This is a genomic window from Corynebacterium hindlerae, assembly GCF_014117265.1.
Classification (GTDB): domain Bacteria; phylum Actinomycetota; class Actinomycetes; order Mycobacteriales; family Mycobacteriaceae; genus Corynebacterium; species Corynebacterium hindlerae.
Window position 1 is genome coordinate 1,267,587 of the sequence record NZ_CP059833.1, and the last position, 20,684, is coordinate 1,288,270.

Below are 20,684 nucleotides of genomic sequence, written 5' to 3' on the forward strand. Positions count from 1 at the left end.
CACAGTATATCGGGGCCTTGCACTGTTGATTATACACATCACTGTCTTTAACACAATGCCCCACCGGGCAGACTTTCTGGTTACACTTGGAAGCCGTGAGTTCTCTTGGTCGTTCTTCCGAAACCACGCACGGCGCAGAGCTGCAAACACCCCGCGTCGCTGCGTTTTTTGACCTGGATAAGACCATTATTGCTACGAGCTCGGCCTACGCCTTCGGTCGAGAGTTCATGAGCAGTGGGCTCATTTCACCCCGCGCAGCACTGCAGATGAGCTTGGCCCAGGCAACGTACATTCTCGCTGGTCACACCAGCGAGCAAATGGACAACACGCGAGATCAGCTAACCTCCATGATCGCTGGGTGGGAAGTGGAACAAGTCCGGCAGATCGCGGAAGAGACGATGAAAAATGTGGTTTCTCCTGCGATCTATCAGGAGGCGCGGGATCTGATTCGGTTCCACCAGAACTTAGGGCATGATGTCATCATCATTTCCGCTTCGGCTACCGAGCTCGTGGTGCCGATTGCGAAAGAGCTTGGGGTGACCCAGATCGTGGCCACCGAGCTTGCCACCAAAGATGGTGTTCTGACTGGTGAGGTGCTGTTTTACGCTAAAGGCCCAGCGAAGGCCGAGGAAATCCGCCGTTTGGCCGAAGAAAACGGCTACGACCTGGACCGGAGTTTTGCCTACTCGGATTCCGCCACCGATATCCCCATGCTGGAGGCGGTAGGAAATGCCGTTGCAGTGAATCCGGATCGGCCATTGCGGCGCGCGGCGCTTGCCAACGATTGGGAAATCAAGACGTTTAAGAACCCAGTCCCGCTCTTTACGGTTCCCTCCACCAAGGAAGTATCGATCGGCACAGGGGTGGTCGCCACCATCGCTGCCGTGACAGCAGCGGGCGTGTGGCTTTATCGGAATAACAAGAACTCCTAGGCTTGGCGCGCGATGGATTCTGCCTCCGTGGCGCCGGCGATGAAGGCACGCAGCTGGAAGTCGCAGAACTGTTTCGGGTCGCTGAGGAAATCCAGCTCCTGATAGGCACGTGCGTGCCGGTGTAGGTACACCTCAGGCACAGTCAGACCTCGTGGATCAAAGCCGGTTGCCACGGCCGCGAGACGGCTTGCAGCCCGCGCGATCACCCCTGATCGCGCCCCAAAAGGCTGACACCCCAGCACCACCCCGTGCACAACACCTGGCAAAAACTCATGCCCTGTGACAATCACCTGTGCCAACTGCTGCAGCGCCACGACATTGTCGGTAGGTTTCCCATCACCTCCGGCCAGCACATCCATGCGCGCCAACACCTGCAGGGGCGCGCGAAGAAACGTGCGGGCGGTGCCCTCAACCGCATCGGGGGCAAGGACAGACGCCACGTCAATCGCGGTTTCGGCGGGGATGGCGTCGATAAGCGCAGAAAGGCGAGCGCCCCGCAGCACCGCCTCCGAGGAGGTGACGGCGGAGCGACGCAGGCTCACAGGTCGACGGTGCACCGCAGCGATCGTCTCTGTAGCTGCGGTGAATAATTCGGGGGACACTAGCGACATGGGCACTACTGTACGCAGGATAAAAGGCGAGTCGTTCGCACCAGAGCAAATTTCGTGGCACGATTGACAACAAAGACTATGACACACAAATTTGGAGGATTACCGTGAGCAATGCCAAGGGGCTCTACACCGCAGGAGACGACAGCTTCGCCCCACGGGTGAATGCGATCCCTCTTTCCGACGTCGATACCCGCGCTGCAGGCCAGGGCTCCATCGGTGATCTGGTAAGCGACGCCACTGCTCAGATGTCCAGCCTGTTCCGCGCCGAGGTAGAACTGGCTAAGACGGAGCTGGCGGTCTCCGCTAAAAAAGGCGCTATCGGTGGCGGCCTGTTTGGTGCGGCGGGAACCATCGCACTGTACAGCTCTTTCTTCTTTTTCTTCTTCCTTGCAGAACTGCTCAAGCTGTGGCTTGACGGCTGGGCAGCCTACTTGATCGTCTTCCTGCTGATGCTAGTACTCGCGGGTATTTTCGCGTTTGTCGGTTTGAAAAAGGTCAAGCAGATCAAGAAGCCAGAAAAGACCATCGAGTCTGTGCAGGAAATGAAGAATCTGGTTCCTGGCCAGGCCCAGAAGAAGCTGGAAGCCAAGAACCACGGCATGTACTCCTAAACCACATGCCGCCACTAACGCCCGGGGATCTTTCGATCCCCGGTCCTTTTTCCCACGAGCTGGTGCATACGCGAGGAACCCGGTTGCATTGTGCGACCGCGGGCAATCCGCAGGCACCGCTCGTTTTGCTGTTGCATGACTGCCTGGGGGGCTGGTTTGATTACCAGTTCATCATTGAGCCGCTGAGTAAGTCACTGCATGTTGGGGCTATGTCGGCTCGGGGGTTCGCGCAGTCGGATAAACCCCCATCGGGTTATTCGCTCCGCCACGCTGTAGGCGATGTGTCCGGCATGATTCGTGCGCTGGGACACGGTCGCGCCACGATCGTTGCCTCAGGCACCGCTGCCCGGATCGCGACCGTGCTAGCAGCAAATTATCCGCAGCGAGTCCGCTCCCTGGTGCTGATTGATCCGGTCGCCCGAAGCAGCGCTGCTAAGTCCGCAGGGGCATTGCTGGCGAGCCGGTTCCCAGACATGGTTGCTCGCATGTCCCTTCCGAAGGCTGAGACCGGTGAGGTACAGCGCACGACTGAGCTGCGCGTGCTGTCCTACCAGCTGCCTGGCACCCATGCCCCACGGGTGAAGCATGCTCGGATTGCGGGTGCTTACCTCCCGACCGGATGGACGACGGCGCTGACCCAGCCAACAATTTATCTCGATGACTTCCCGCAGCTGCTACGCCCGGCTGAATGCGCGGAGCAGATCAGCAGCAGCGTTATTTAAGCACGCACTCCTGGGTATCCACCGGGGCGGTGAGCTGCGTGTAGTCACCGATGGTTTCCAACACTTCGTCCTTCGTGAGGGCGTAACCCGTGTCTGTATTGTCTGCGGCTGCGCCAAAGATCATGCCCAGGAGGGCGCCATATGAGTCGGTCAGTGGCCCACCAGAGTTGCCTTGTCGCACGGTTCCACGCAATGTGTACGCTTCGCGATCCAGACGTGTGGTGGCGTAGATGTCTGGGCCATTGATGGTGATTTTTTCCTTGATGCGTGCGGTGGTGGCCTTGAACGGCCCGGAACCGGGGTAGCCGATCACAATGGCGTCGTCGCCCGGCGCGGCTGGCTCGTCGGCCCATTCCATAGGGGAAATCCCCAGGTCTGGCACGTGGATGACAGCGACGTCAACATCGGGGTTGTACAGCACCACGGTGGCTTCTCGAACTCCCAGCATGGTGTCGAGTTTCACGGATTCAGTTCCGGCGACGACGTGGGCGTTGGTGAGGACATAGTCGTCGTCGAAAACAAAGCCGGAGCCGGACAGCAGATGGCGACATTTTTCGGCTTGTCCGGTGACGTGTACGACCGATGGGCGCAGGTTTTCTACTACTTCCGGGTGTTCGACCTCGATCAGTGGTGCCAGCACTTGGACGCTGTTTTGTTCTTGGAATGGCGACAGCAGTGGTGGCAGGCCGGATTCGTTGAGCATGGCTGCGATCTGGTTGGGGAGGGATCGCATTGGGGCGGGCATCACTCGGTCGACGTAGTGCAACACTTGGGATGCCCGTAGTCCTTTGGCGAGGTTGCTCGGGCCGGCGGTGGTGAGAGGGATGGCGATGAGCCACAGCACGAGGAGCGTAGCTGCCACCTGGAACAGTGATCCGATGGCGGAGTCAAGGCGCTGCGAGAATTTGGTTCGGATGTTTTGTCGGAGGTTGCTTCCCACGTAGCTGCCGAGCATGCTGCCGATTCCGATGAGGAGCAGCACGGTGCTGATGGCGAGGAGAAACCGGAAGGCGGTGCTTTCTGTGTAGCTCATCACCCAAGGGGCGAGGAAAGCGCCGCCGAACAGGCCGGTTAGCACGCCGGCGGTCGACAGCACGGATGAGAAGGCACCTTGACGCCACCCGCCGAAGAGGACGGCAATCAATATAATCCCCAGAACGATGTCGACGATCATGCCGGGGTTGTCACTGTATGCAGACACGGGTCTCCTGGATTAGGTGGCTACGCTTGGTCGAGGTTTCATCTTACGCTGGTTACCGCTGCTCACCATTGCGGGAGCTGCGGAGCGCCGTGGCGAGGTCAATGCCCATGGGGTTCCAGGGTTCTTCCCACCCGGCGGCGCGGATGGTGGCGGCCAGCACCCCTGCGGTGAATCCCCACACGACGTAACCGCGGTGCCAAAACGCTGGTCCTTGCCAGTTTCCCATCCGCACGATGAAGCGGTTTGCGGGGTTGACCAGCTCGGAGATGGGCGCGCGGAAAATGTCGTCGTTTTCTTCCGGGCTCACGACGGTGAGTTCTTTTGGTTCCTGCCAGTATCCGAGCACGGGCACCACGGGGTTTCCGGTGGCGCGGATGGCCAGCTCCCCTAGTTGTGCGAGTGGGGTGACGGTGCGCCTATCGAGTCCGGTTTCTTCCCACGCCTCGCGCAGCGCGGTGTCGACGGGGCTGGTGTCTTCGGGGTCGACGCGCCCGCCGGGAAACGCCACCTGCCCGGAGTGGGAGCGCATGGTGGGCGTGCGGTGGGTGAGCAGCACGCTGGCGTCGCTTAACGACGTCCCGGAGTACAACATCAGTACCGCAGAGCGTCGCTGGTGCGCTGGCGCCGGTTGTTCGAACCCGGAGATCAGGTTCCCTTCGGTAGCTCGGCTCACCAGTGTCTGCAGCCAGGCCGGGGATTCCTCTGGCCGAAGGGTGGTGTTCATCCCGGCGAGATCGTAGCCCGTCATCGACTGAGCGCTTCTTTCACCGCGGTTTCTAGCTCCGCTTTCGAGGCGAACACTGCGGGGAAGGTTTGAACGATCTGCTGGTTTTTATCCATTACCACAGTGATGGGTACCACTCCGGGGAGGCCGTAGGTCCCGGCGAAGGTGTTGTGGTCGTCTTGGAAGCTGGGCAGTTGCACTCCGAGTTCGTTGAGCAGCGCAGCGCCATTGGCTGCGTTAGTGTCTGCGTGGACGCCAACGACATTCCACTCCGGGTGGCTCTCGGCGAGGTCATCGAACAGCGGTAGCTCCTGGCGGCACGGCCCGCACCACCAGGCCCACACGTTGACTACGGTCGGGGCGTCCGGGGCGGAGTGGGACTCCGCGCCGAGGCAGGGCAGTTCAACCTTGCCGAGAGTATCCACAGGGCATTCTGGGCGGGCGGCGACGGGTGTGGCGTCTTCCTCTTGCTTCGTAGGAGATCCCAGCATGGAGGGAACGAGGAAGACGAGGGAGATGAGGATGAGGGCGCTCGCAACGATCGTCCAGACACCTGTTTTACTCAACGTTTCCCTCCACTAGCGCTAACAAGTGCTCGCGTTCTGGCCCCTTCACCAGCTGCTCTGCCGTCACAAAATCCGCGGGACCGGCCTTGCCAAAGCTAGGGCACAGCTTAGCGATAAAACAGGCGCCACACGCAGCCCGCCGAGAATGGCACACCCGCCGACCGTGAAAAATGAGCCGGTGGGACACCATCGTCCATTCTTTCCGCTCAATGAGCTCTTGCAGCTGCTTTTCGACGGCCACAGGGTCGGTCTCCTCAGTGAGCCCCAGGCGACGCACCAACCGCCCGAAGTGAGTATCCACCGTAAGCCCAGGGACGCCGAAGGCGTTTCCTAACACCACATTTGCGGTTTTGCGCCCTACCCCGGGCAGTTTCACTAGATCTTCGAGTCGGTTGGGGACTTCGCCATCGTGGTCGTCGTAAAGCTGCTGCCCGAGCTTGATCAGCGCCTTCGCCTTGTTGCGGTAGAAACCTGTAGGACGAATCAGCTCCTCAAGTTCCGTGAGGTTCGCTGACGCATACGCCTCCGCGGTGGGGTACGTGGCGAATAGCGCTGGGGTGACTTGGTTGACTCTCACGTCCGTGGTTTGGGCGGATAGCACTGTGGCCACCAGCAGCTCTAGCGGATTGGTGAAATCGAGCTCGGCCCGCGCCTCGGGATAACAAACCGCCAGCATGCGGTTAATTTTTCGGGCACGACGTTTGCGGGCCAACGGTGATTCAGCCATAAGAGCAGTATAGTCGGAGGACATGAGCGTCCTCTATGCCGTCTTTACTCCAATCGTCATCGCTGTCTTTGCCATCCAGATGGAAAAATTTGAGACTTTTTCGACACGAGCGAGCACCCCAACCACCGACCCAACTGCCTAAACTTTCACATTTCCCCAGGATTGTCGCTTTTGTCACAGAAAAAACTGCACAATCGGGCAAAGAACAGGTAGAGTTTTAGCAGAGCTACAGCGTGTGCTGCATCGCATATCTTTTCCAGGCACACGACTTTCACAAGAAGGAGAAGTGAATTGGAAGGCGTACAGGACATCCTGTCACGAGCTGGAATCTTCCAGGGCGTAGATCCAATTGCAGTTAACAGCCTGATCCGCGACCTTGAATCCGTTCGGTTCCCACGTGGCACCACCATCTTCGAAGAAGGCGAACCAGGCGATCGCCTCTACATCATCACCGCCGGCAAGGTGAAGCTGGCCCGCCATGCCAACGACGGCCGCGAGAACCTCCTCACCGTCATGGGCCCATCCGACATGTTCGGTGAACTGTCCATCTTCGACCCAGGCCCACGCACCTCCTCCGCGGTGTGCGTCACCGAGGTTCAGGCAGCCACCATGAACTCCGAGATGCTTCGCTCCTGGATTGCCCAGTACCCGGAGATCTCCGAGCAGCTGCTGCGTGTGCTGGCACGCCGTCTGCGTCGCACCAATGCGTCCCTCGCAGACCTGATCTTCACCGATGTCCCAGGTCGCGTGGCGAAGACTCTGCTGCAGCTGGCGAACCGCTTCGGCACCCAGGAGGGCAACGCTCTCCGCGTGAACCACGACCTCACTCAGGAAGAGATCGCCCAGCTGGTCGGCGCTTCTCGCGAGACCGTAAACAAGGCCCTGGCAACGTTCGCGCAACGTAGTTGGATTCGTTTGGAAGGCAAGTCGGTGCTGATCACGGACGCTGAGCACCTGGCTAAGCGCGCCCGCTAGAACGCGAAAAATCTCCATACCGAGTTTGGTTCGGTATGGAGATTTTTTATGTCTTACAGAGAGTCCAGGTACCGCACGGTGACGCGGGTGGACTGGGCGGCTGCGCTGCGCAGCACGGGGTCAACGTCGGTGTAGATCTCATCCACCAACTGCTCCACGGTTGCGTCTTCCCCGAGCTTCGCCCGGGCTTCCTTGACCTGCCGCAGGCGCTGCTCGCGACGGTCTAGATACTTGCGTGCAAGTTCCGCAGTGTTCGCGTGCTCTGGCCCATGGGCGGGAAGCAAGGTGACGCCTTCGCCACGTTCTTCCAGCATGCTGAGGGTCTTGAGGTAGGCGCCAAGTTCACCGTCAGTTTCGGAGATCATGGTGGTGTGTCGGCCCGCGATGGTGTCGCCAGTGACGATGCCTTCGAGGGTGGACTTACCCGGTTCCCCGCTCCAGATGAAGAAGCAAACGGAGTCGCTGGTGTGGCCAGGAGTGTGCACGACCTCAATCTGAGGCGTCAGGCCTGGCAGAGTGATGATCTCGCCGTCCTTGAGCGCATCGGCGCCACGGCTGTAGGACGCGTCGAAACTGCGAACCGGCACGCCAGTAAGCTGCCGGAAGCGATCGATCGAGTCCGCGTGGTCATGGTGCCGGTGAGTGATCAGAATGAGGGCGACCTCAGCGGCCTTTTGATGCAGAACGTTAAGGTGGCCTTCATCCTCCGGGCCTGGATCGATCACGACGCTGACTTTGTCTTCCGGTCCGCGGATGATCCAAGAATTAGTACCTTCGAGCGAGCTGTAGCTTGGATTTGGGCACAGCACGACGGCGGTAGATTCAGTAACAGGACGAAGTTGACTGTAAGCAGGGTGCTCCATACCCACTAGCTTATCCTTTTCCAGATCTAAAGGGCGTTTGATTAGCTGGCGATTTCAACCACAATCTCGATCTCGACGGGTGATCCTAGTGGCAGTTCGTAGACTCCCACCGCCGAACGAGCGTGTTGGCCGGCATCGCCGAAAATCTCACCGAGCAGATTTGACGCGCCATTAACGACGCTCGGCTGCCCATTAAACCCTTCCGCAGAGGCAACAAAACCCGTCACTTTCAGTACACGGGTCACGTTGTCGATGCCCACCAGGGCATCCACTGCCGCGAGGGCGTTGAGCGTGGCAGTCCGCGCCAGGTCCTCCGCAGCTTCAGCAGTGACGTCCCATCCTACTTTTCCGGTGGCGGGGAGGGAGCCGTCGACAAACGGCAGCTGCCCCGACGTCCACACCTGGTTGCCTACTTGCACTGCAGGTACGTATGCGGCAACGGGCGTCGCAACGCTAGGCAGCTCAATGCCCATTTCTGCCAATTTCTTGGAGATCATTGCTTCTCTCGCTTCAGGTAGGCGACATGGCTTTCTGGGTTCGGGCCAGGCAAAACAGTGACGAGCTCCCAGCCATCTTCACCCCAGGTGTCAAGGATTTGCTTCGTTGCGTGCGTCAGCAACGGCACGGTGGCGTATTCCCAAGTAGTCATGCCTATATTCCTACCAGTTCACCGCCCGAGGCGAGATATTCCGCCCAACTGGTGATGTGTGGGTTCTTGCGCAGCAGCGCACGGCGCTGGCGTTCAGTGAGGCCACCCCACACGCCGAACTCGACCCGGTTATCCAGGGCATCGGCGCGGCACTGCAACATGACTGGGCAGTGGCGACAAATTGCCGCGGCGCGACGTTGTGCGGCACCCCGCACAAACAATGCGTCTGGGTCGCCGTCGCGACATTTCGCCAACGTAACCCATTCGCCTCGGTCGATTAACTGCTGGTCAGTTACCAACGATGCAGTCATGTTCCCGGCCTCCTTGCTACACGTCTGTGTGACGCATGTAAGTGTATTCACACAATTTACAGAATGTCGAATGTGTCACACAAATGGGGGTCTACACACGAAGAGTTTTTGCGTAGGGTATTAGAGGTGTCCAGTTTGAAGTCATTAGCCAAAGCTCTCGGGGCGATAATCGCAGGAGGCGTGGTCGGCGCAGCCGCCCTAGCCCCCGTCGCCAGCCTGTCCGGCGTAGCCATCGCGCAGACAAACGCGACGATGCAATCAAACCTCGCCGACCTTACCGACGGCACTGCCCCCGGCGTCTCCACGATCACTGACGTGAACGGCACGCCCATCGCTTGGATCTATGACCAGTACCGGCTCGATGTGAAGTCCGACCAGATTTCGCCCAACATGAAGAAGGCGATCGTCGCCATCGAGGACCGTCGCTTCTACGAGCACGATGGCGTGGACTGGCGCGGCACTGCCCGCGCTATGCTCACGAACCTCACCTCCGGCGCCGTAGAACAGGGCGCATCGACGCTGAACCAGCAGTACGTGAAGAATTATTTGCTGCTTGTCGACGCCAAAACCGAAGCCGAACAGGTTGCCGCTACCGAAACGAGCTATGCCCGCAAACTCCGCGAAATGCGCATGGCCTCGGATTTGGAGAAACACCTCAGCAAGGACGAAATTCTCACCCGCTACCTCAATATCGTCCCCTACGGCAATGGCGCGTTCGGGATCGAAGCTGCCGCACAGACGTACTTCGGTAAACCAGCCCTGGATCTATCCGTCCCGGAATCGGCACTGCTCGCCGGAATTTTGCAGTCCTCCTCCGCGCTGAACCCGTACGTCAACCCGGAAGGAATGACGCAGCGCCGCAACCAGGTTCTGGACGCCATGGCTCTCTCTGGCGACATCACCGCAGAACAAGCAGGCCAGTTCAAGGCTGAGCCACTTGGCATTTTGGAATCGCCAAACCAGCTCCCCAACGGCTGTATCACTGCCGGGGATCGGGGATTCTTCTGCGACTATGCACTCAAGTACCTGGAAGGAAACGGGGTGTCTCCAGAGCAGCTAGCTCGGGACGGCCTAACGGTAAAGACCACCCTCGATCCAGCGGTGCAGGACGCAGCCCGCAAGGCGGTCGCGGACCACACCGATCCCAAAGCCGTCGGCGTCGCCGAAGTGGTCAACGTGGTGCAGCCGGGTCAAGACACCCGCCGAATCTTGGCGATGGCCTCCTCCCGCGAGTACGGTCTCGACGCGGAAGCCAGCCAAACAGTGCTGCCACAGACCTCAGTACGGCTCGGCAATGGCGCTGGCTCGGTGTTCAAGATTTTCACCGCAGCAGCAGCCATTCAGCAAGGCATGGGCATCGAAACTGAACTCGACGTCCCTAAGCGCGTCGAAATCTCGGGAATGGGTTCCGGTGGAGCCCAGAATTGCCCACCGGGGAAGTACTGCGTAGAAAACGCAGGTGCCTACAAACCAAAAATGTCCCTCAAGCAGGCGTTGGCACAGTCACCCAACACCACGTTTGTCAAGCTCATTGAGCAAGTAGGGGTTAAGGACACCGTTAATATGGCGGTGAAGCTTGGACTGCGCGACTACCAGGACGCCGGCAGCTTCGATGGCCAATCCTCCATCGCGCAATACTTCACCGACCACAACCTGGGATCCTTCACGCTTGGCCCCACGGCCGTGAACCCCCTCCAGCTATCAAACGTGGCCGCAACCCTCGCGTCCGAAGGCATGTGGTGCGAACCGAGCCCCATCGAATCTGTCACCGACCGCACCGGCCAACCAGTCCAGTTGAAGAAAAAGCCTTGTGAGCAGGCAGTGGAACCGGCCGTTGCACACGCCCTCGCCAACGCGTTGAGCGACGACATCAAGAACGGCACCGCAGCACCAGCGGCTGGGAATTGGGGCTGGAGGGCACCGACTGCTGGCAAGACCGGTACTACCGAATCGCACCAGTCAGCTGCCTTCATGGGATTCAACTCGAACTTCGCTGCCGCGCCGTACATCTATAACGACGGCACGCAAACCACGCCACTGTGCACCGGCCCAGTCCGGCAGTGTGGCGAAGGAACGCTTTTCGGTGGCATGGAACCTGCGAATACGTGGATGGCTATCGCGACGAACACTCCGGGCGCCGCAGCTGGCACGCTCCCACAGGTGGATCCAACCCTGGTGAAGGGCAAGACGCAGGCGATCCTCGATCAGGTGAATGGCAAAGACGCCACGACTGCGCAGCAACTCCTGCAATCTCAGGGCTACACAGTGACCATCGAAATGGTCAGCGGACCGTCGAACAGAAAAAACCGCGTCATTAACGTGAAACTGGGGAACACCCGCGACGCAAAACCTCCCGTGACACTGCTGATTTCCGACGGTTCCCAATATGTTCCACCGGCCCCAGAACGGGGTCGAGGCAGTGATGAACGGCCAGGCCGACCTGAGGGACCAGCCCAGCCACCATCATTGGAAGACTTGGTGAATAACTTCCTGCGACAAAACGGGCTATAGGGCTGCGCGGACAGCCGTCGATAAGCGCTTGCCATCGACGCGCCCCGCTGCCGCCTTCGTCGCTGCCTGCATCGCGGACCCCATGTTCGGGTTCTCCAGGTCGGCGATCACGTCCTTAACCAGGGCGTCCAGCTCCGCGTCCGTGAGCTGCTTCGGCTGGTACTCGGCTAGGATCGCGGCCTCGGCGAGCTCACTGTCCGCCAGCTCCTGACGCCCGTTCTGGGCGTAGACCTCGGCAGACTCCTTGCGCTTCTTGATTTCACGGGCAATCAACTTCAAGATGTCCTCGTCAGTAGCCTCATGCTTGGAGCCGCTAACTTCCTCCATCAGAATCGCCGAAAGCAGCATGCGAAGCGTATTGGTGCGCTGCTTTTCCTTGGCCTTCATCGCTGTTTTGAGATCATCTCTAATCTGCTGTTTCATGAGTTTCAGCATACGCACCGGTAGCATGGCATGCGTGAAGAAAATCTTGCTTTCCTTGTTCGGTGCCGGCCTCACGACCATGGCCTGGGGGTATTCGGAGCTCTCACGCTTCCGGCTCAAGCACGAAACACTCGAGGTATTCGAACCAGGTTTTCTCGACGGCGGAGAGTTCACCATCCTGCACATCTCCGACCTCCACATGCTGCCCGCCCACAGCAGGAAACAGCAATGGGTCGCAGCGCTATCCGCCTTAAACCCCGACCTCGTGGTCAACACCGGTGACAACCTCAGCTCCGCCGACGCCGTCCCCGCAGTACTCCGCGCTCTGGGCCCACTGCTCTCCAAGCCCGGGCTGTTTGTCTTTGGCACCAACGACTACTTCGGGCCACGCCCCGTCAACCCCATCGGTTACCTCCTGGGCAAGAAACGCAAAGTCAGCGACCAGGCCCTTCCCTGGGAAGGGATGCGCGCAGCGTTCCTCGAGCACGGCTGGCGCGATGCCACCCACCAACGCCACGAATTCAAGGTCGGTAAGGTACGCATCGCAGCCGCAGGTGTCGACGACCCCCACCACAACCTGGACAACTACTCCCTCGTAGCCGGCTCCCCCAACCCCGACGCCGACCTAACAATCGCACTCACCCACTCCCCCGAACCACGCGTACTCACACAATTCGAAGCCGACGGCTACGACCTCTCCCTCTCCGGCCACACCCACGGTGGACAGCTGTGCCTGCCCTTCGAACGGGCAATCGTGACCAACTGCGGCATCGACCGAACTCGCGCCAACGGGCTACACCGCTTCGGGAAAATGTGGATGCACGTCACCAACGGCCTCGGCACCTCACCCTACGTGCCATTCCGCATCTTCTGCCGACCTTCCGCCACCCTGATTCACCTCGTGGAAAAGGCCAATTAGCTCCCAGTTTTGGGATTGTGTCTATCAGGCGTAACCTAAATGGGCAACGGGATATAGCGCAGTTTGGTAGCGCACGTCGTTCGGGACGACGGGGTCGCAGGTTCAAATCCTGTTATCCCGACTCATGAAACCACCTGGTAACGGGTGGTTTTTTGCTTGGGCAGGGCTTGCGATTCCTGGGAGTGGAGGGGCGGTTGTGGCCTGTGGGATGTAGGGAAGCCCTCGGCCCCGACATTATGCCCAGCCGGAACCAAAGTCCCCGACATTACGCCCCCGACAATGCCCCAAAAACACCCCGAAGACCCCGAACTTCGGGAGGGTAATGTCGGGGCCAACAGTGGCAAGCCCAATTCATACACGGAGCCGGGATTACTGAGGCTGGTGAGGCAATTGAGACAAGGTGATGCAGCCGGAACCAAAGTCCCCGACATTACGCCCCCGACAATGCCCCAAAAACACCCCGAAGACCCCGAACTTCGGGAGGGTAATGTCGGGGCCAACGAAGCCGCCAGCACCCCCCTACTTCACCATCCGCTTGATCGCGGCTTCTACTTCGGCGATTTTTTCGGAAGGGTCCCCTGCGCGGGCTGCCCCGACCACGCAGTGTTTGATGTGATCACCAAGGAGTCCCAACGCCACGTTTTCTAGGGCGCTATTTGCTGCGGATATTTGGGTGAGGATGTCGATGCAGTATTCGTCTTCTTCGACCATGCGGTGGATACCGCGGATCTGGCCTTCGATGCGTCGGAGCCTGGCCAGATATGCGTCTTTAGCTGCGGTGTAGCCGTGGTCATGGTTCACGTACTGGCACCACCTTGAGCACGAGGCCGGAGAGGGCGGCGATGGCGGCCAGCACTGCGCAGGAGGCACCGAGGATGAGATGCGAGCCGCTGTTTCCTAGTGCGGAGAGGGATGCGGTTGCGTAGTGCATTGGCATGAGGTGGGCGAGCACATTCCACACGCTGGATACGGAGGCACCAGATGCTTGTTTCCATACCCAGCCGACGATGCCCGCTTGGATGAGGAGGAATCCGTATCCGGCGTAGCGGCCTCGCGTTCCGAAGAGTCGGACGAGCGCGTTGCTGAACAGTGCTGCGGTAAGACCTGCCAGGATGACGATGCCGACCAGTCCGGCGCCGACCAATGGGGTGAGGGAGGTTCCCAGGACCAGCACTAATACCGCGCCCAGCACAACGGCGAGCAGCCAGCGCCAGCGATTAGAGAAGGATGCTCCGACCATCACTACAGCGGCGATGAGGAACCCGAGGAGCGGGACGAGCAATGGAACGACTGTAGCCGTCGGTTCTGGGTCGGCGGGGAGTGCCCGCTGCACCGAACCGATTTTTTCTTTGTTGTTGGTGGCCATGCCGTCAATTTTGGTTGCACCATCGCGAAGGCCGCCGGCACCGGTGGAAGCTTCAGCCAGGCCTTTATCTAGTTCCGCGAGGCCAGCAGCGAGTTCTTTGGAGCCTTTCGTAGCGGTGTAAATGCCGTCGTGGTAGCTGTTTCCGGGGACCGCAAGCTGGTTAGCGATCTCGCGGGAGCCTGAGCGCAGCGCTGCCAGCTGGTCGACCATGGCGCCATCGAGCTTGAAGCCGTCGACTTGTTTGCGGAATTCCCCGAGACGGTTGCGGAGCTCCTTAGACTGCGGGTCCCAGCGTGGGGCCAGTTCGGCGTCGGCTTTGTCGATTTCGGCAATGATTTGGGTCTGGAGCAGCGCCAAGCTTTGCACTTGATCGACCGCTTGGGCTACGCCGTCGGCGACTTTCACTGCGCCGTCGCCAAGTTGGCCGGTACCTGCTTGCAATTTCACTAGTCCCGCGGAAAGTTCGTTGGCGCCGGTGAGGGCTGCGGTAGAGCCCTCGTGGAGTTGGCCCACGCCGTCGGCAAGCTGACCACTGCCCTTAGTCAGTTCACCCGTGGCGCCTTTGAGCAAACCGGCTTGGGACGCCGCTTCACCTGCTGCGCGGCGTGCCGGGACGAGGTCGGTGGCGCCCGGCGCGGCGGCTGGTTCGGCTGACCAGGTTGCTGCTGGTTCTATTTTTGCGACTGCAGCGTACACTGCCCCTCCGATCAGAGGAAGCAGCAATAGTAGGGTCAGCAAAAGGCGACGAAGGAGACTCATGCGATAAGGGTAGAAAACAACCGGCCAATCAGCAGGTAGGCGCACCGAAAGGCCGGGTTGTTCCACCTGGTAAGATTTTCTAATGTTGCTTACTTCATTACCCATGGGGTGAGTGCACTGGGCCTCACCAGGCCGAAGACGATGACCGACGACAACCTCAAGCAAGGTGTGATTCTCACGTGACCCTGCTCCTCGTTTTGCTGATTGCCGGGGCAGCCGTTGTGGCATCACCGCTGCTGGTACGCGTAGTGGAAAGGCAGGCAGGTTGGCCCCTGGCTGCGTTGTTCATTGCGGCGGCGGTGGTGCTAGCACAGCATCCATCCGGATTCCGAGTGCCGTGGGCGCTCGGGGCCTCTTTCGCTATCAAAGCTGATGGCCTGTCCTTTTTCTTCGCGATGCTCGCCCTGCTGATCGGCGCGGTCGTCTTTATATATTCAGCCGCTTACCTGCCTAAACGTAAAGGCAACCAGAGCTTCTACCTGATTATGTCGTCGTTCATGCTGGCGGTGTTGCTGCTGGTGCTTGCCGACGACGTGATCCTGCTCTTCGTGGGCTGGGAGCTGGTCTCGATTGCATCGTTCCTGCTCATCGCCCGTTCGGGTTCGGGTGGCCAGGCCGGCGCCATGCGCACGTTGATCTTGACGTTCATCGGTGGGCTCACGCTGCTGGCTGCCATCGCGATCATGGTGACGCAGTCCGGAACCACGAACCTCACCGAGATTCTGGCGAGCGACATGTGGGACGATCATTACCTGACGGAGCTCATGGCGATGCTCATCGCCGTGTCTGCGTTTACGAAGGCCGCGCAGCTACCCTTCCATTTCTGGCTGCCGGAGGCGATGGCTGCCGCTACCCCAGTGTCTGCGTTCCTGCACGCTGCCGCGGTGGTGAAGGCCGGTGTGTATCTGCTGATTCGCTTCTCGGGGATTTTCCACGATGTGGCGGTGTGGCAGTACTTGCTGATGGCCACGGGCATGACGACGGCGATCATGGCCGCGCTGTTTGCGATCCAGAAGACGGATCTGAAGCAGCTCACGGCATATTCCACGGTGTCCCACTTGGGGTGGCTGGTAGCCACGATCGGTGTGGGCACACCGTTTGCGCTGGCTGCGGCCCTGGTGCACACGCTTGCGCACGCGATGTTCAAGTCTTCGTTGTTCATGCTGATCGGTGTGATCGACCACCAGACGGGCACCCGCGATATTCGCCGGTTGGGCCCGCTGGTGAAGAAACTTCCGTTTACGTTCGCTTCCGTGGTGATCGCTGCGGCGTCGATGGCGTCTGTGCCTCCGCTGCTCGGTTTCGTGTCCAAGGAGGGCATGCTCACGGCATTCGCGGATTATCCGGTGATGTTGTTCTTCGCCGCTATCGCTGCGCTGCTCACCTTCACCTATTCCGCCCGCATCGTATTCGGTGCTTTCGTGGATGGCCCACGTCCAATGGATGAGGTGAAGGAAGCTCCGGTGGCGTTGTGGTTGCCGGCTGCGCTTCCGGCACTGTTGTCGGTACCGCTGGTTTTTGCCATCAGTGTGCTCGACAGCCCGGTAGACGAAGCCCTCCACGCGGTGGGGATGGAACACCACTCGCACTTGGCGCTGTGGCACGGGGTGAACGTTCCACTGCTGATTTCTGCGGCCGTGTTGGTGCTGGGTGTGCTGGGTGTGCTCGGCCGCAAGAAGCTGCTGGCCCCGATTTCTGGCACGCAGCTGCTGCCGTTCACGGGTGCGCTGGCATTGGATCGCGCGACCGGCGGTTTGAAGCGCGTTGGCCGAGTTTTTGCTGAGATCGCAAACTCCTTCAGCCCAGCACGTCACCTGGCGTGGCCGGCAGTGACGGTGGTTGTGTTGGCGCTTGCCGCGTGGGCGTCGAATATGGATGGCGCGGGCCTGGCGCCACGGGTTGCTGGCACGGATCGTTGGACTGATCTCATGACCTTGGCGATTGTGGCAACGTCCGTGATTGGGCTGGTGCGCACTCGTTCCCGTCTCACTGCGGTGCTGCTACTGTCCGCGATTGGTGTGGGCGTGACGTTCCAGATCCTTACCTTGGGTGCCCCTGATGTGGCGCTCACGCAGTTCATGGTGGAGCTACTGGTGATCGTGATGATCATGCTGGTGCTGCGCCATCAGCCACGTGGGTTCGCCCCAGTGAAGCCGGGCCGGAAGTACTGGTCGGGGGCCATCGCGATCGCGGTGGGCGTCACGGTGTTCTTCGGTATCTGGACGCTGGTGGGTCGCCATGAGCGCCCTGAGCTGGCGATGTGGTACCTGCGTGAGGCGCCGGGCATCACCGGTGGCGCGAACGTGGTCAATACGATCCTGGTCGAGTTCCGTGCCCTGGATACGCTGGGCGAGCTGTCCGTCCTCGGTATGGCGGGCGTGGTCATCGCCGCGGTGGTTGCCTCGGTGCCGCGCTCCCGCACCGACCATTTGCCGGCGCTTTACGACGCCGCCCGCAACGCACTCCCATTGCAGCACTTGCGCCGGATTGTGACGCCGATCCTGCTCGTGCTGGCAGTGCTGATCTTCATGAGGGGCCACAACACCCCTGGTGGTGGCTTCATTGCCGCGCTGGTGGCGGCTTCGGCGTTCATGCTCTCTTATCTGGCCAAGGGTAAAGATGAACCGGTCGTCGGTAAGCAGGTGCCTTTCCTACTCACTGGGTCCGGCATGTTGATGGCGCTCTTTTCCGGCTACTTGGGGCTGACGCACGGTTCGTTCCTGTACGCCATTCATGGCCATATCCTCGGCGAGCATGTCACCAGCTCGATGATTTTCGACGGCGGCGTGTTCCTCGCGGTGCTGGGCATGGTGTCCCTGGGTATCAACGCGCTTGGCGGCTACGACCGACCCGGTGCGGATTCGCTACCGTATGAGCGCCCGGAAGACTCCCCGCTACCACCACACAACATGCCACTGTCCTACAAGGAGGAGGTCCGATGATCATCACCTTGACCATTGCTGTTCTTGCTGCTGGTGGCATGTATCTGGTGTTGCAGCGCGGCATGTTCCGCATCGTGCTGGGAATGTCCTTGATCAGCCATAGCGCGAACCTGACGCTGCTGGCGCTGGGTATTCCCAAGTGGCGTGGCGAACCGTTCTCCAGCACCCCTCTTGACGTGGCGGCTGACCCGCTGCCGCAGGCGTTCGTGCTGACGGCGATCGTGATTTCGATGGCCACCACCACGTTCATGCTGGCGCTCGCAGCCCTGGGCCGCAGCGACGACACCGCGTCGAAGCATGCGAATGAGCCGGAGGCGGCGCTGCTGATTACCGCCGCCCGGAACGTCCGTCCCCTGCCCGCCGACAGCCCCCGTATCGAGCGCAACAAGGCGCTGGAGGAATCATGATCTTGCCGCTTTTCGTTGCTGTCCCGTTGACCGCCGCAGCGCTCGCGGTCATTGCTCCGTGGCGGTGGCTCCGATCTCTGTTATTCGTCGTAGTGCCGTTCCTGGGAATTCCGGCAGGTGTGTGGCTGTTTACGCAAGGCACGATCGGGCACAATGTGGGCCTCTACCCCGGTGGCGTGTCCATCGCTTTTGCCGCCGATCAGTTCACAGCCTTGTTTGTGATTACTACCTCTGTGGTGGCGCTGACGGCTAACTGGTTCGCGTTCGTCTCTGGCGAGATCACCGCCCGTTTCTACCCTGCGCTCACCCTCATGCTGATCGCGGGCGTGAACGGCGCGTTGCTGACCGCTGACCTGTTCAACCTCTTCGTATTCATCGAGGTTATGCTGCTGCCTTCCTACGGTTTGATGGCGATGACCGGCACCCGGTCTCGTTTGGCTGCCGGCCGGACCTTTGTGCTGTCTAACTTGTTCGCTTCTACCCTGCTGCTGATTGGTGCGGGCTTGGTGTACGCCGTGTCCGGCACGGTGAATTATGCGGCGCTCGCGGGCGCTGCGGACCACGGGCCACTGGTAGTGGCGATGGGTGTTGTGGTGATTGCGCTAGCGGTGAAGGCCGGTGTGGTCCCGCTGCATACGTGGTTGCCGCGCACCTACCCGGCTACTAGCTCTGCGGTAATGGGCCTGTTCTCCGGTTTGCACACCAAGGTGGCGGTGTTTGTCCTATACCGGCTGTATGTGGTGGTGTTCGACGCTGACGAGCGCTGGTCCTGGTTCATCATTGCCGTCATGTGCGTGTCCATGTTGATCGGCGGTTTCGCTGGTCTGGGCGAGCGCACTATCCGCCGGGTGCTGGCTTACCAGATGGTCAACGGCATGCCGTTCATCTTGGTGATGCTCGCCTTCGGCACCGAAGCCGCGCTGGCTGCGGGCATACTGTACGCGCTGCATCACATGATCACGGTGGGCTCGCTGGTGCTGACCACCGGCGCGATTGAGGAAACATACGGCACGGGAACCTTGTCGAAGCTCTACGGCTTGGCGCGCCGCGACCCAATTGCGTCCACGGTGTGGGCTGCGGGCGCGTTCTCGGTTGTCGGTTTTCCCCCGTTTTCCGGCATGTGGGGTAAGGTCGGCATCGTTTTCGCAGCTGCGGAGCCTGGCAATATGCGCTCATGGCTGGTCATTTCGGTGGTGATTGTGGCGTCGATCGGTGCCCTGCTGTCGATGCTGCGTGTCTGGCGCAAGGTGTTCTGGGGTAAACCGATGGGGCGGTATAGCGCGTCGTTGGGCGTGACCTGGGCGAAGTTGCTGCCGGGGCTGTCGCTGATGGTGGTGTCGGTGGGGATGTTCTTCGCCGCAGGCCCGCTTATCGACGCCATTTCCACCGCATCCCACGCCCTCTTCGATGTCCCGTCCTACGTGTCCGCGGTGTTCGGCACCACTGATCCGATTGGAGTAGTCAATGCATCTGTTTAAGTTCATCCCTTGGCTGATCGGACAGATCATTGTCGGTGGCCTGGTCATTGTCCGTTCCGCGTTTTCGGGTTCCACTGGGTTCAAGCCGGTTATCGTGTCCTACCCGCTGCGAATCACCTCAGACCGGGATATTTTCTGGTTCTCCAGCTGCATCACCATCACCCCAGGAACACTGTCCTTGGGAATCCGTGGCGACAGGTTGCTCGTCCACGCTGTGTATGGCGCCGACCCGGGTGAGGTTTTGGCCGGCCTCGCTGATATGGAGGAGCGCCTGGTGCCTTCCGTCGCTTCCATCGACAAAGGCGCACCAGGCCAAGGGGCTGGAAACCCATTGCACTCTACCTTCGTAGCTGGACATTCCGACACCAACTACGGCCCCTACGCCACCTCGGATGAGGAGAACTGATGATTATTTTCGTGTTCGTGTTGGGCGCGTGCCTGCTGGGCGCGCTGGCCCTCATTCTCTTCACTCATGATGACGCCACCCGCGCCGTCGTGGCCGACATGGTGTTCTTCATCATGGTCGCCATGTACATCGTCTGGACTCTCGTTACTGATACCTCAATCGTTTACGAGGTCGCACTGCTAGCCGGATTGCTCGGCCTCCTGTCCACGGTGTCCGTCGCCCGCATCCTGTCGAAAGGCCGCCGATGAGCTACGTTCTGGTATCTATAGCCTGCATCCTGATCCTCGGCACCGTCAGCGCGCTCTGGCGCGCACCCGACGCCCTGACCAGGATTAACTTGATGGGCCCCACCGTGGGCATCGCACTGCCACTATTGATCCTGGCCAAGCTGCTATCCGACCCCTTTGACTGGCACAACCTAATCAGGGCTCTCCTATCCATCTTCGGACTCTGGGTCGTAGCAGCCGTGTCCTCCTTCTACATGGGCCGCTCCGTACACGACGCCGTGGAGGATCTTTAGGGCTTGGTTTAACTAGGCTTCCCAGGGGTTATGGGATAGCTGAGGCGGTTTGGGCCCCTGC

Annotated in this window: 24 protein-coding genes and 1 tRNA gene; 13 read left to right on the top strand and 12 right to left on the bottom strand. The window is 60.2% G+C overall.

Annotated elements, in window-relative coordinates; genetic code table 11:
• Nucleotides 1-95 precede the first annotated feature (95 nt).
• Complete coding sequence (locus HW450_RS06185) at nt 96-932, top strand: HAD family hydrolase (protein WP_182387099.1); 837 nt, start codon at nt 96-98, stop codon at nt 930-932.
• Here HW450_RS06185 and HW450_RS06190 read toward each other — a convergent pair.
• Complete coding sequence (locus tag HW450_RS06190; protein WP_182387100.1) at nt 929-1,543, bottom strand: hypothetical protein; 615 nt, start codon at nt 1,541-1,543, stop codon at nt 929-931. The two genes, HW450_RS06185 and HW450_RS06190, sit on opposite strands and share 4 nt — an antisense overlap.
• A gap of 104 nt (nt 1,544-1,647) precedes the next feature.
• Here HW450_RS06190 and HW450_RS06195 point away from each other — a divergent pair, with 104 nt between their 5' ends.
• Nucleotides 1,648-2,154, top strand: a complete 507-nt coding sequence (locus tag HW450_RS06195; protein ID WP_182387101.1) for a phage holin family protein — start codon at nt 1,648-1,650, stop codon at nt 2,152-2,154.
• 5 nt (nt 2,155-2,159) lie between these two features.
• Nucleotides 2,160-2,876 (top strand): alpha/beta fold hydrolase, encoded by a 717-nt coding sequence (locus HW450_RS06200; protein WP_182387102.1) that lies wholly within the window; start codon nt 2,160-2,162, stop codon nt 2,874-2,876.
• Here HW450_RS06200 and HW450_RS06205 read toward each other — a convergent pair.
• The 4 genes from HW450_RS06205 to nth form a co-directional block, all read right to left on the bottom strand.
• Entirely contained in the window at nt 2,869-4,050 is a 1,182-nt protein-coding gene (locus HW450_RS06205) for a MarP family serine protease (RefSeq protein ID WP_182387408.1), read from the bottom strand. The genes HW450_RS06200 and HW450_RS06205 overlap by 8 nt on opposite strands.
• A 79-nt stretch (nt 4,051-4,129) precedes the next feature.
• Nucleotides 4,130-4,825: an NUDIX hydrolase gene (locus tag HW450_RS06210; protein ID WP_182387103.1), complete on the bottom strand. Its 696-nt coding sequence runs from the start codon at nt 4,823-4,825 to the stop codon at nt 4,130-4,132.
• Nucleotides 4,822-5,367 (bottom strand): TlpA family protein disulfide reductase, encoded by a 546-nt coding sequence (locus HW450_RS06215; RefSeq protein WP_407926286.1) that lies wholly within the window; start codon nt 5,365-5,367, stop codon nt 4,822-4,824. The genes HW450_RS06210 and HW450_RS06215 overlap by 4 nt, the downstream gene beginning before the upstream one ends.
• Nucleotides 5,360-6,094, bottom strand: a complete 735-nt coding sequence (gene nth, locus HW450_RS06220; RefSeq protein WP_232843347.1) for an endonuclease III — start codon at nt 6,092-6,094, stop codon at nt 5,360-5,362. The genes HW450_RS06215 and nth overlap by 8 nt, the downstream gene beginning before the upstream one ends.
• A 291-nt stretch (nt 6,095-6,385) precedes the next feature.
• Here nth and glxR point away from each other — a divergent pair, with 291 nt between their 5' ends.
• The gene (glxR, locus tag HW450_RS06225) at nt 6,386-7,069 is read left to right on the top strand and encodes a CRP-like cAMP-activated global transcriptional regulator GlxR (RefSeq protein ID WP_182387105.1); all 684 of its coding nucleotides are present in this window, start codon (nt 6,386-6,388) and stop codon (nt 7,067-7,069) included.
• A 53-nt stretch (nt 7,070-7,122) separates the two neighbouring features.
• On the opposite strand, the gene HW450_RS06230 is transcribed toward glxR, so the two are convergent.
• Genes HW450_RS06230 through HW450_RS06245 form a run of 4 tightly spaced genes read right to left on the bottom strand, consistent with a single transcriptional unit; the run spans nt 7,123 to nt 8,892 of the window.
• Nucleotides 7,123-7,932 carry an MBL fold metallo-hydrolase gene (locus tag HW450_RS06230; protein WP_182387106.1) on the bottom strand — a complete coding sequence of 270 codons (810 nt, stop codon included), beginning with the start codon at nt 7,930-7,932 and terminating at the stop codon, nt 7,123-7,125.
• Between the two features lie 41 nt (nt 7,933-7,973).
• Nucleotides 7,974-8,429, bottom strand: coding sequence for a RidA family protein (locus tag HW450_RS06235; protein ID WP_182387107.1), 456 nt, complete (start codon nt 8,427-8,429; stop codon nt 7,974-7,976).
• A complete protein-coding gene (locus HW450_RS06240; RefSeq protein WP_182387108.1) occupies nt 8,426-8,581 on the bottom strand; it encodes a DUF4177 domain-containing protein in 156 nt (51 codons plus the stop codon). Before HW450_RS06240 ends, HW450_RS06235 begins: the two co-directional genes overlap by 4 nt.
• A 2-nt stretch (nt 8,582-8,583) precedes the next feature.
• Nucleotides 8,584-8,892, bottom strand: coding sequence for a WhiB family transcriptional regulator (locus tag HW450_RS06245; protein ID WP_182387109.1), 309 nt, complete (start codon nt 8,890-8,892; stop codon nt 8,584-8,586).
• Nucleotides 8,893-9,018: 126 nt separating this feature from the next.
• Here HW450_RS06245 and HW450_RS06250 point away from each other — a divergent pair, with 126 nt between their 5' ends.
• On the top strand, nt 9,019-11,403 hold the full coding sequence (locus HW450_RS06250) for a transglycosylase domain-containing protein (protein WP_182387110.1): 2,385 nt from the start codon (nt 9,019-9,021) through the stop codon (nt 11,401-11,403).
• Here the strand turns inward: HW450_RS06250 and HW450_RS06255 are convergent.
• Nucleotides 11,398-11,835: a GatB/YqeY domain-containing protein gene (locus HW450_RS06255; RefSeq protein WP_182387411.1), complete on the bottom strand. Its 438-nt coding sequence runs from the start codon at nt 11,833-11,835 to the stop codon at nt 11,398-11,400. The genes HW450_RS06250 and HW450_RS06255 overlap by 6 nt on opposite strands.
• 16 nt (nt 11,836-11,851) lie before the next feature.
• Between HW450_RS06255 and HW450_RS06260 the strand changes: the two genes are divergently transcribed.
• Nucleotides 11,852-12,745, top strand: a complete 894-nt coding sequence (locus HW450_RS06260; protein ID WP_232843376.1) for a metallophosphoesterase — start codon at nt 11,852-11,854, stop codon at nt 12,743-12,745.
• 47 nt (nt 12,746-12,792) lie between these two features.
• Nucleotides 12,793-12,866 (top strand) — tRNA-Pro (locus HW450_RS06265).
• A 398-nt stretch (nt 12,867-13,264) separates the two neighbouring features.
• On the opposite strand, the gene HW450_RS06270 is transcribed toward HW450_RS06265, so the two are convergent.
• Nucleotides 13,265-13,546: a metal-sensitive transcriptional regulator gene (locus HW450_RS06270; RefSeq protein WP_182387112.1), complete on the bottom strand. Its 282-nt coding sequence runs from the start codon at nt 13,544-13,546 to the stop codon at nt 13,265-13,267.
• Nucleotides 13,536-14,870, bottom strand: a complete 1,335-nt coding sequence (locus HW450_RS06275) for a hypothetical protein (RefSeq protein ID WP_182387113.1) — start codon at nt 14,868-14,870, stop codon at nt 13,536-13,538. Before HW450_RS06275 ends, HW450_RS06270 begins: the two co-directional genes overlap by 11 nt.
• 179 nt (nt 14,871-15,049) lie before the next feature.
• On the opposite strand from HW450_RS06275, the gene HW450_RS06280 reads away from it, so the two are divergent.
• From HW450_RS06280 to HW450_RS06305, 6 genes are read left to right on the top strand one after another with little or no spacing between them, the layout of a single operon-like run.
• On the top strand, nt 15,050-17,812 hold the full coding sequence (locus tag HW450_RS06280; protein ID WP_182387114.1) for a DUF4040 family protein: 2,763 nt from the start codon (nt 15,050-15,052) through the stop codon (nt 17,810-17,812).
• Nucleotides 17,809-18,219: a cation:proton antiporter subunit C gene (locus HW450_RS06285; RefSeq protein WP_182387115.1), complete on the top strand. Its 411-nt coding sequence runs from the start codon at nt 17,809-17,811 to the stop codon at nt 18,217-18,219. Before HW450_RS06280 ends, HW450_RS06285 begins: the two co-directional genes overlap by 4 nt.
• Nucleotides 18,216-19,697 carry a monovalent cation/H+ antiporter subunit D family protein gene (locus tag HW450_RS06290; protein WP_182387116.1) on the top strand — a complete coding sequence of 494 codons (1,482 nt, stop codon included), beginning with the start codon at nt 18,216-18,218 and terminating at the stop codon, nt 19,695-19,697. Before HW450_RS06285 ends, HW450_RS06290 begins: the two co-directional genes overlap by 4 nt.
• Entirely contained in the window at nt 19,684-20,103 is a 420-nt protein-coding gene (locus HW450_RS06295) for a monovalent cation/H+ antiporter subunit E (protein WP_182387117.1), read from the top strand. The genes HW450_RS06290 and HW450_RS06295 overlap by 14 nt, the downstream gene beginning before the upstream one ends.
• Nucleotides 20,103-20,351, top strand: coding sequence for a monovalent cation/H+ antiporter complex subunit F (locus HW450_RS06300; RefSeq protein WP_182387118.1), 249 nt, complete (start codon nt 20,103-20,105; stop codon nt 20,349-20,351). The genes HW450_RS06295 and HW450_RS06300 overlap by 1 nt, the downstream gene beginning before the upstream one ends.
• Complete coding sequence (locus tag HW450_RS06305; protein WP_182387119.1) at nt 20,348-20,623, top strand: Na+/H+ antiporter subunit G; 276 nt, start codon at nt 20,348-20,350, stop codon at nt 20,621-20,623. The genes HW450_RS06300 and HW450_RS06305 overlap by 4 nt, the downstream gene beginning before the upstream one ends.
• The last annotated feature ends 61 nt before the right edge of the window (nt 20,624-20,684 follow it).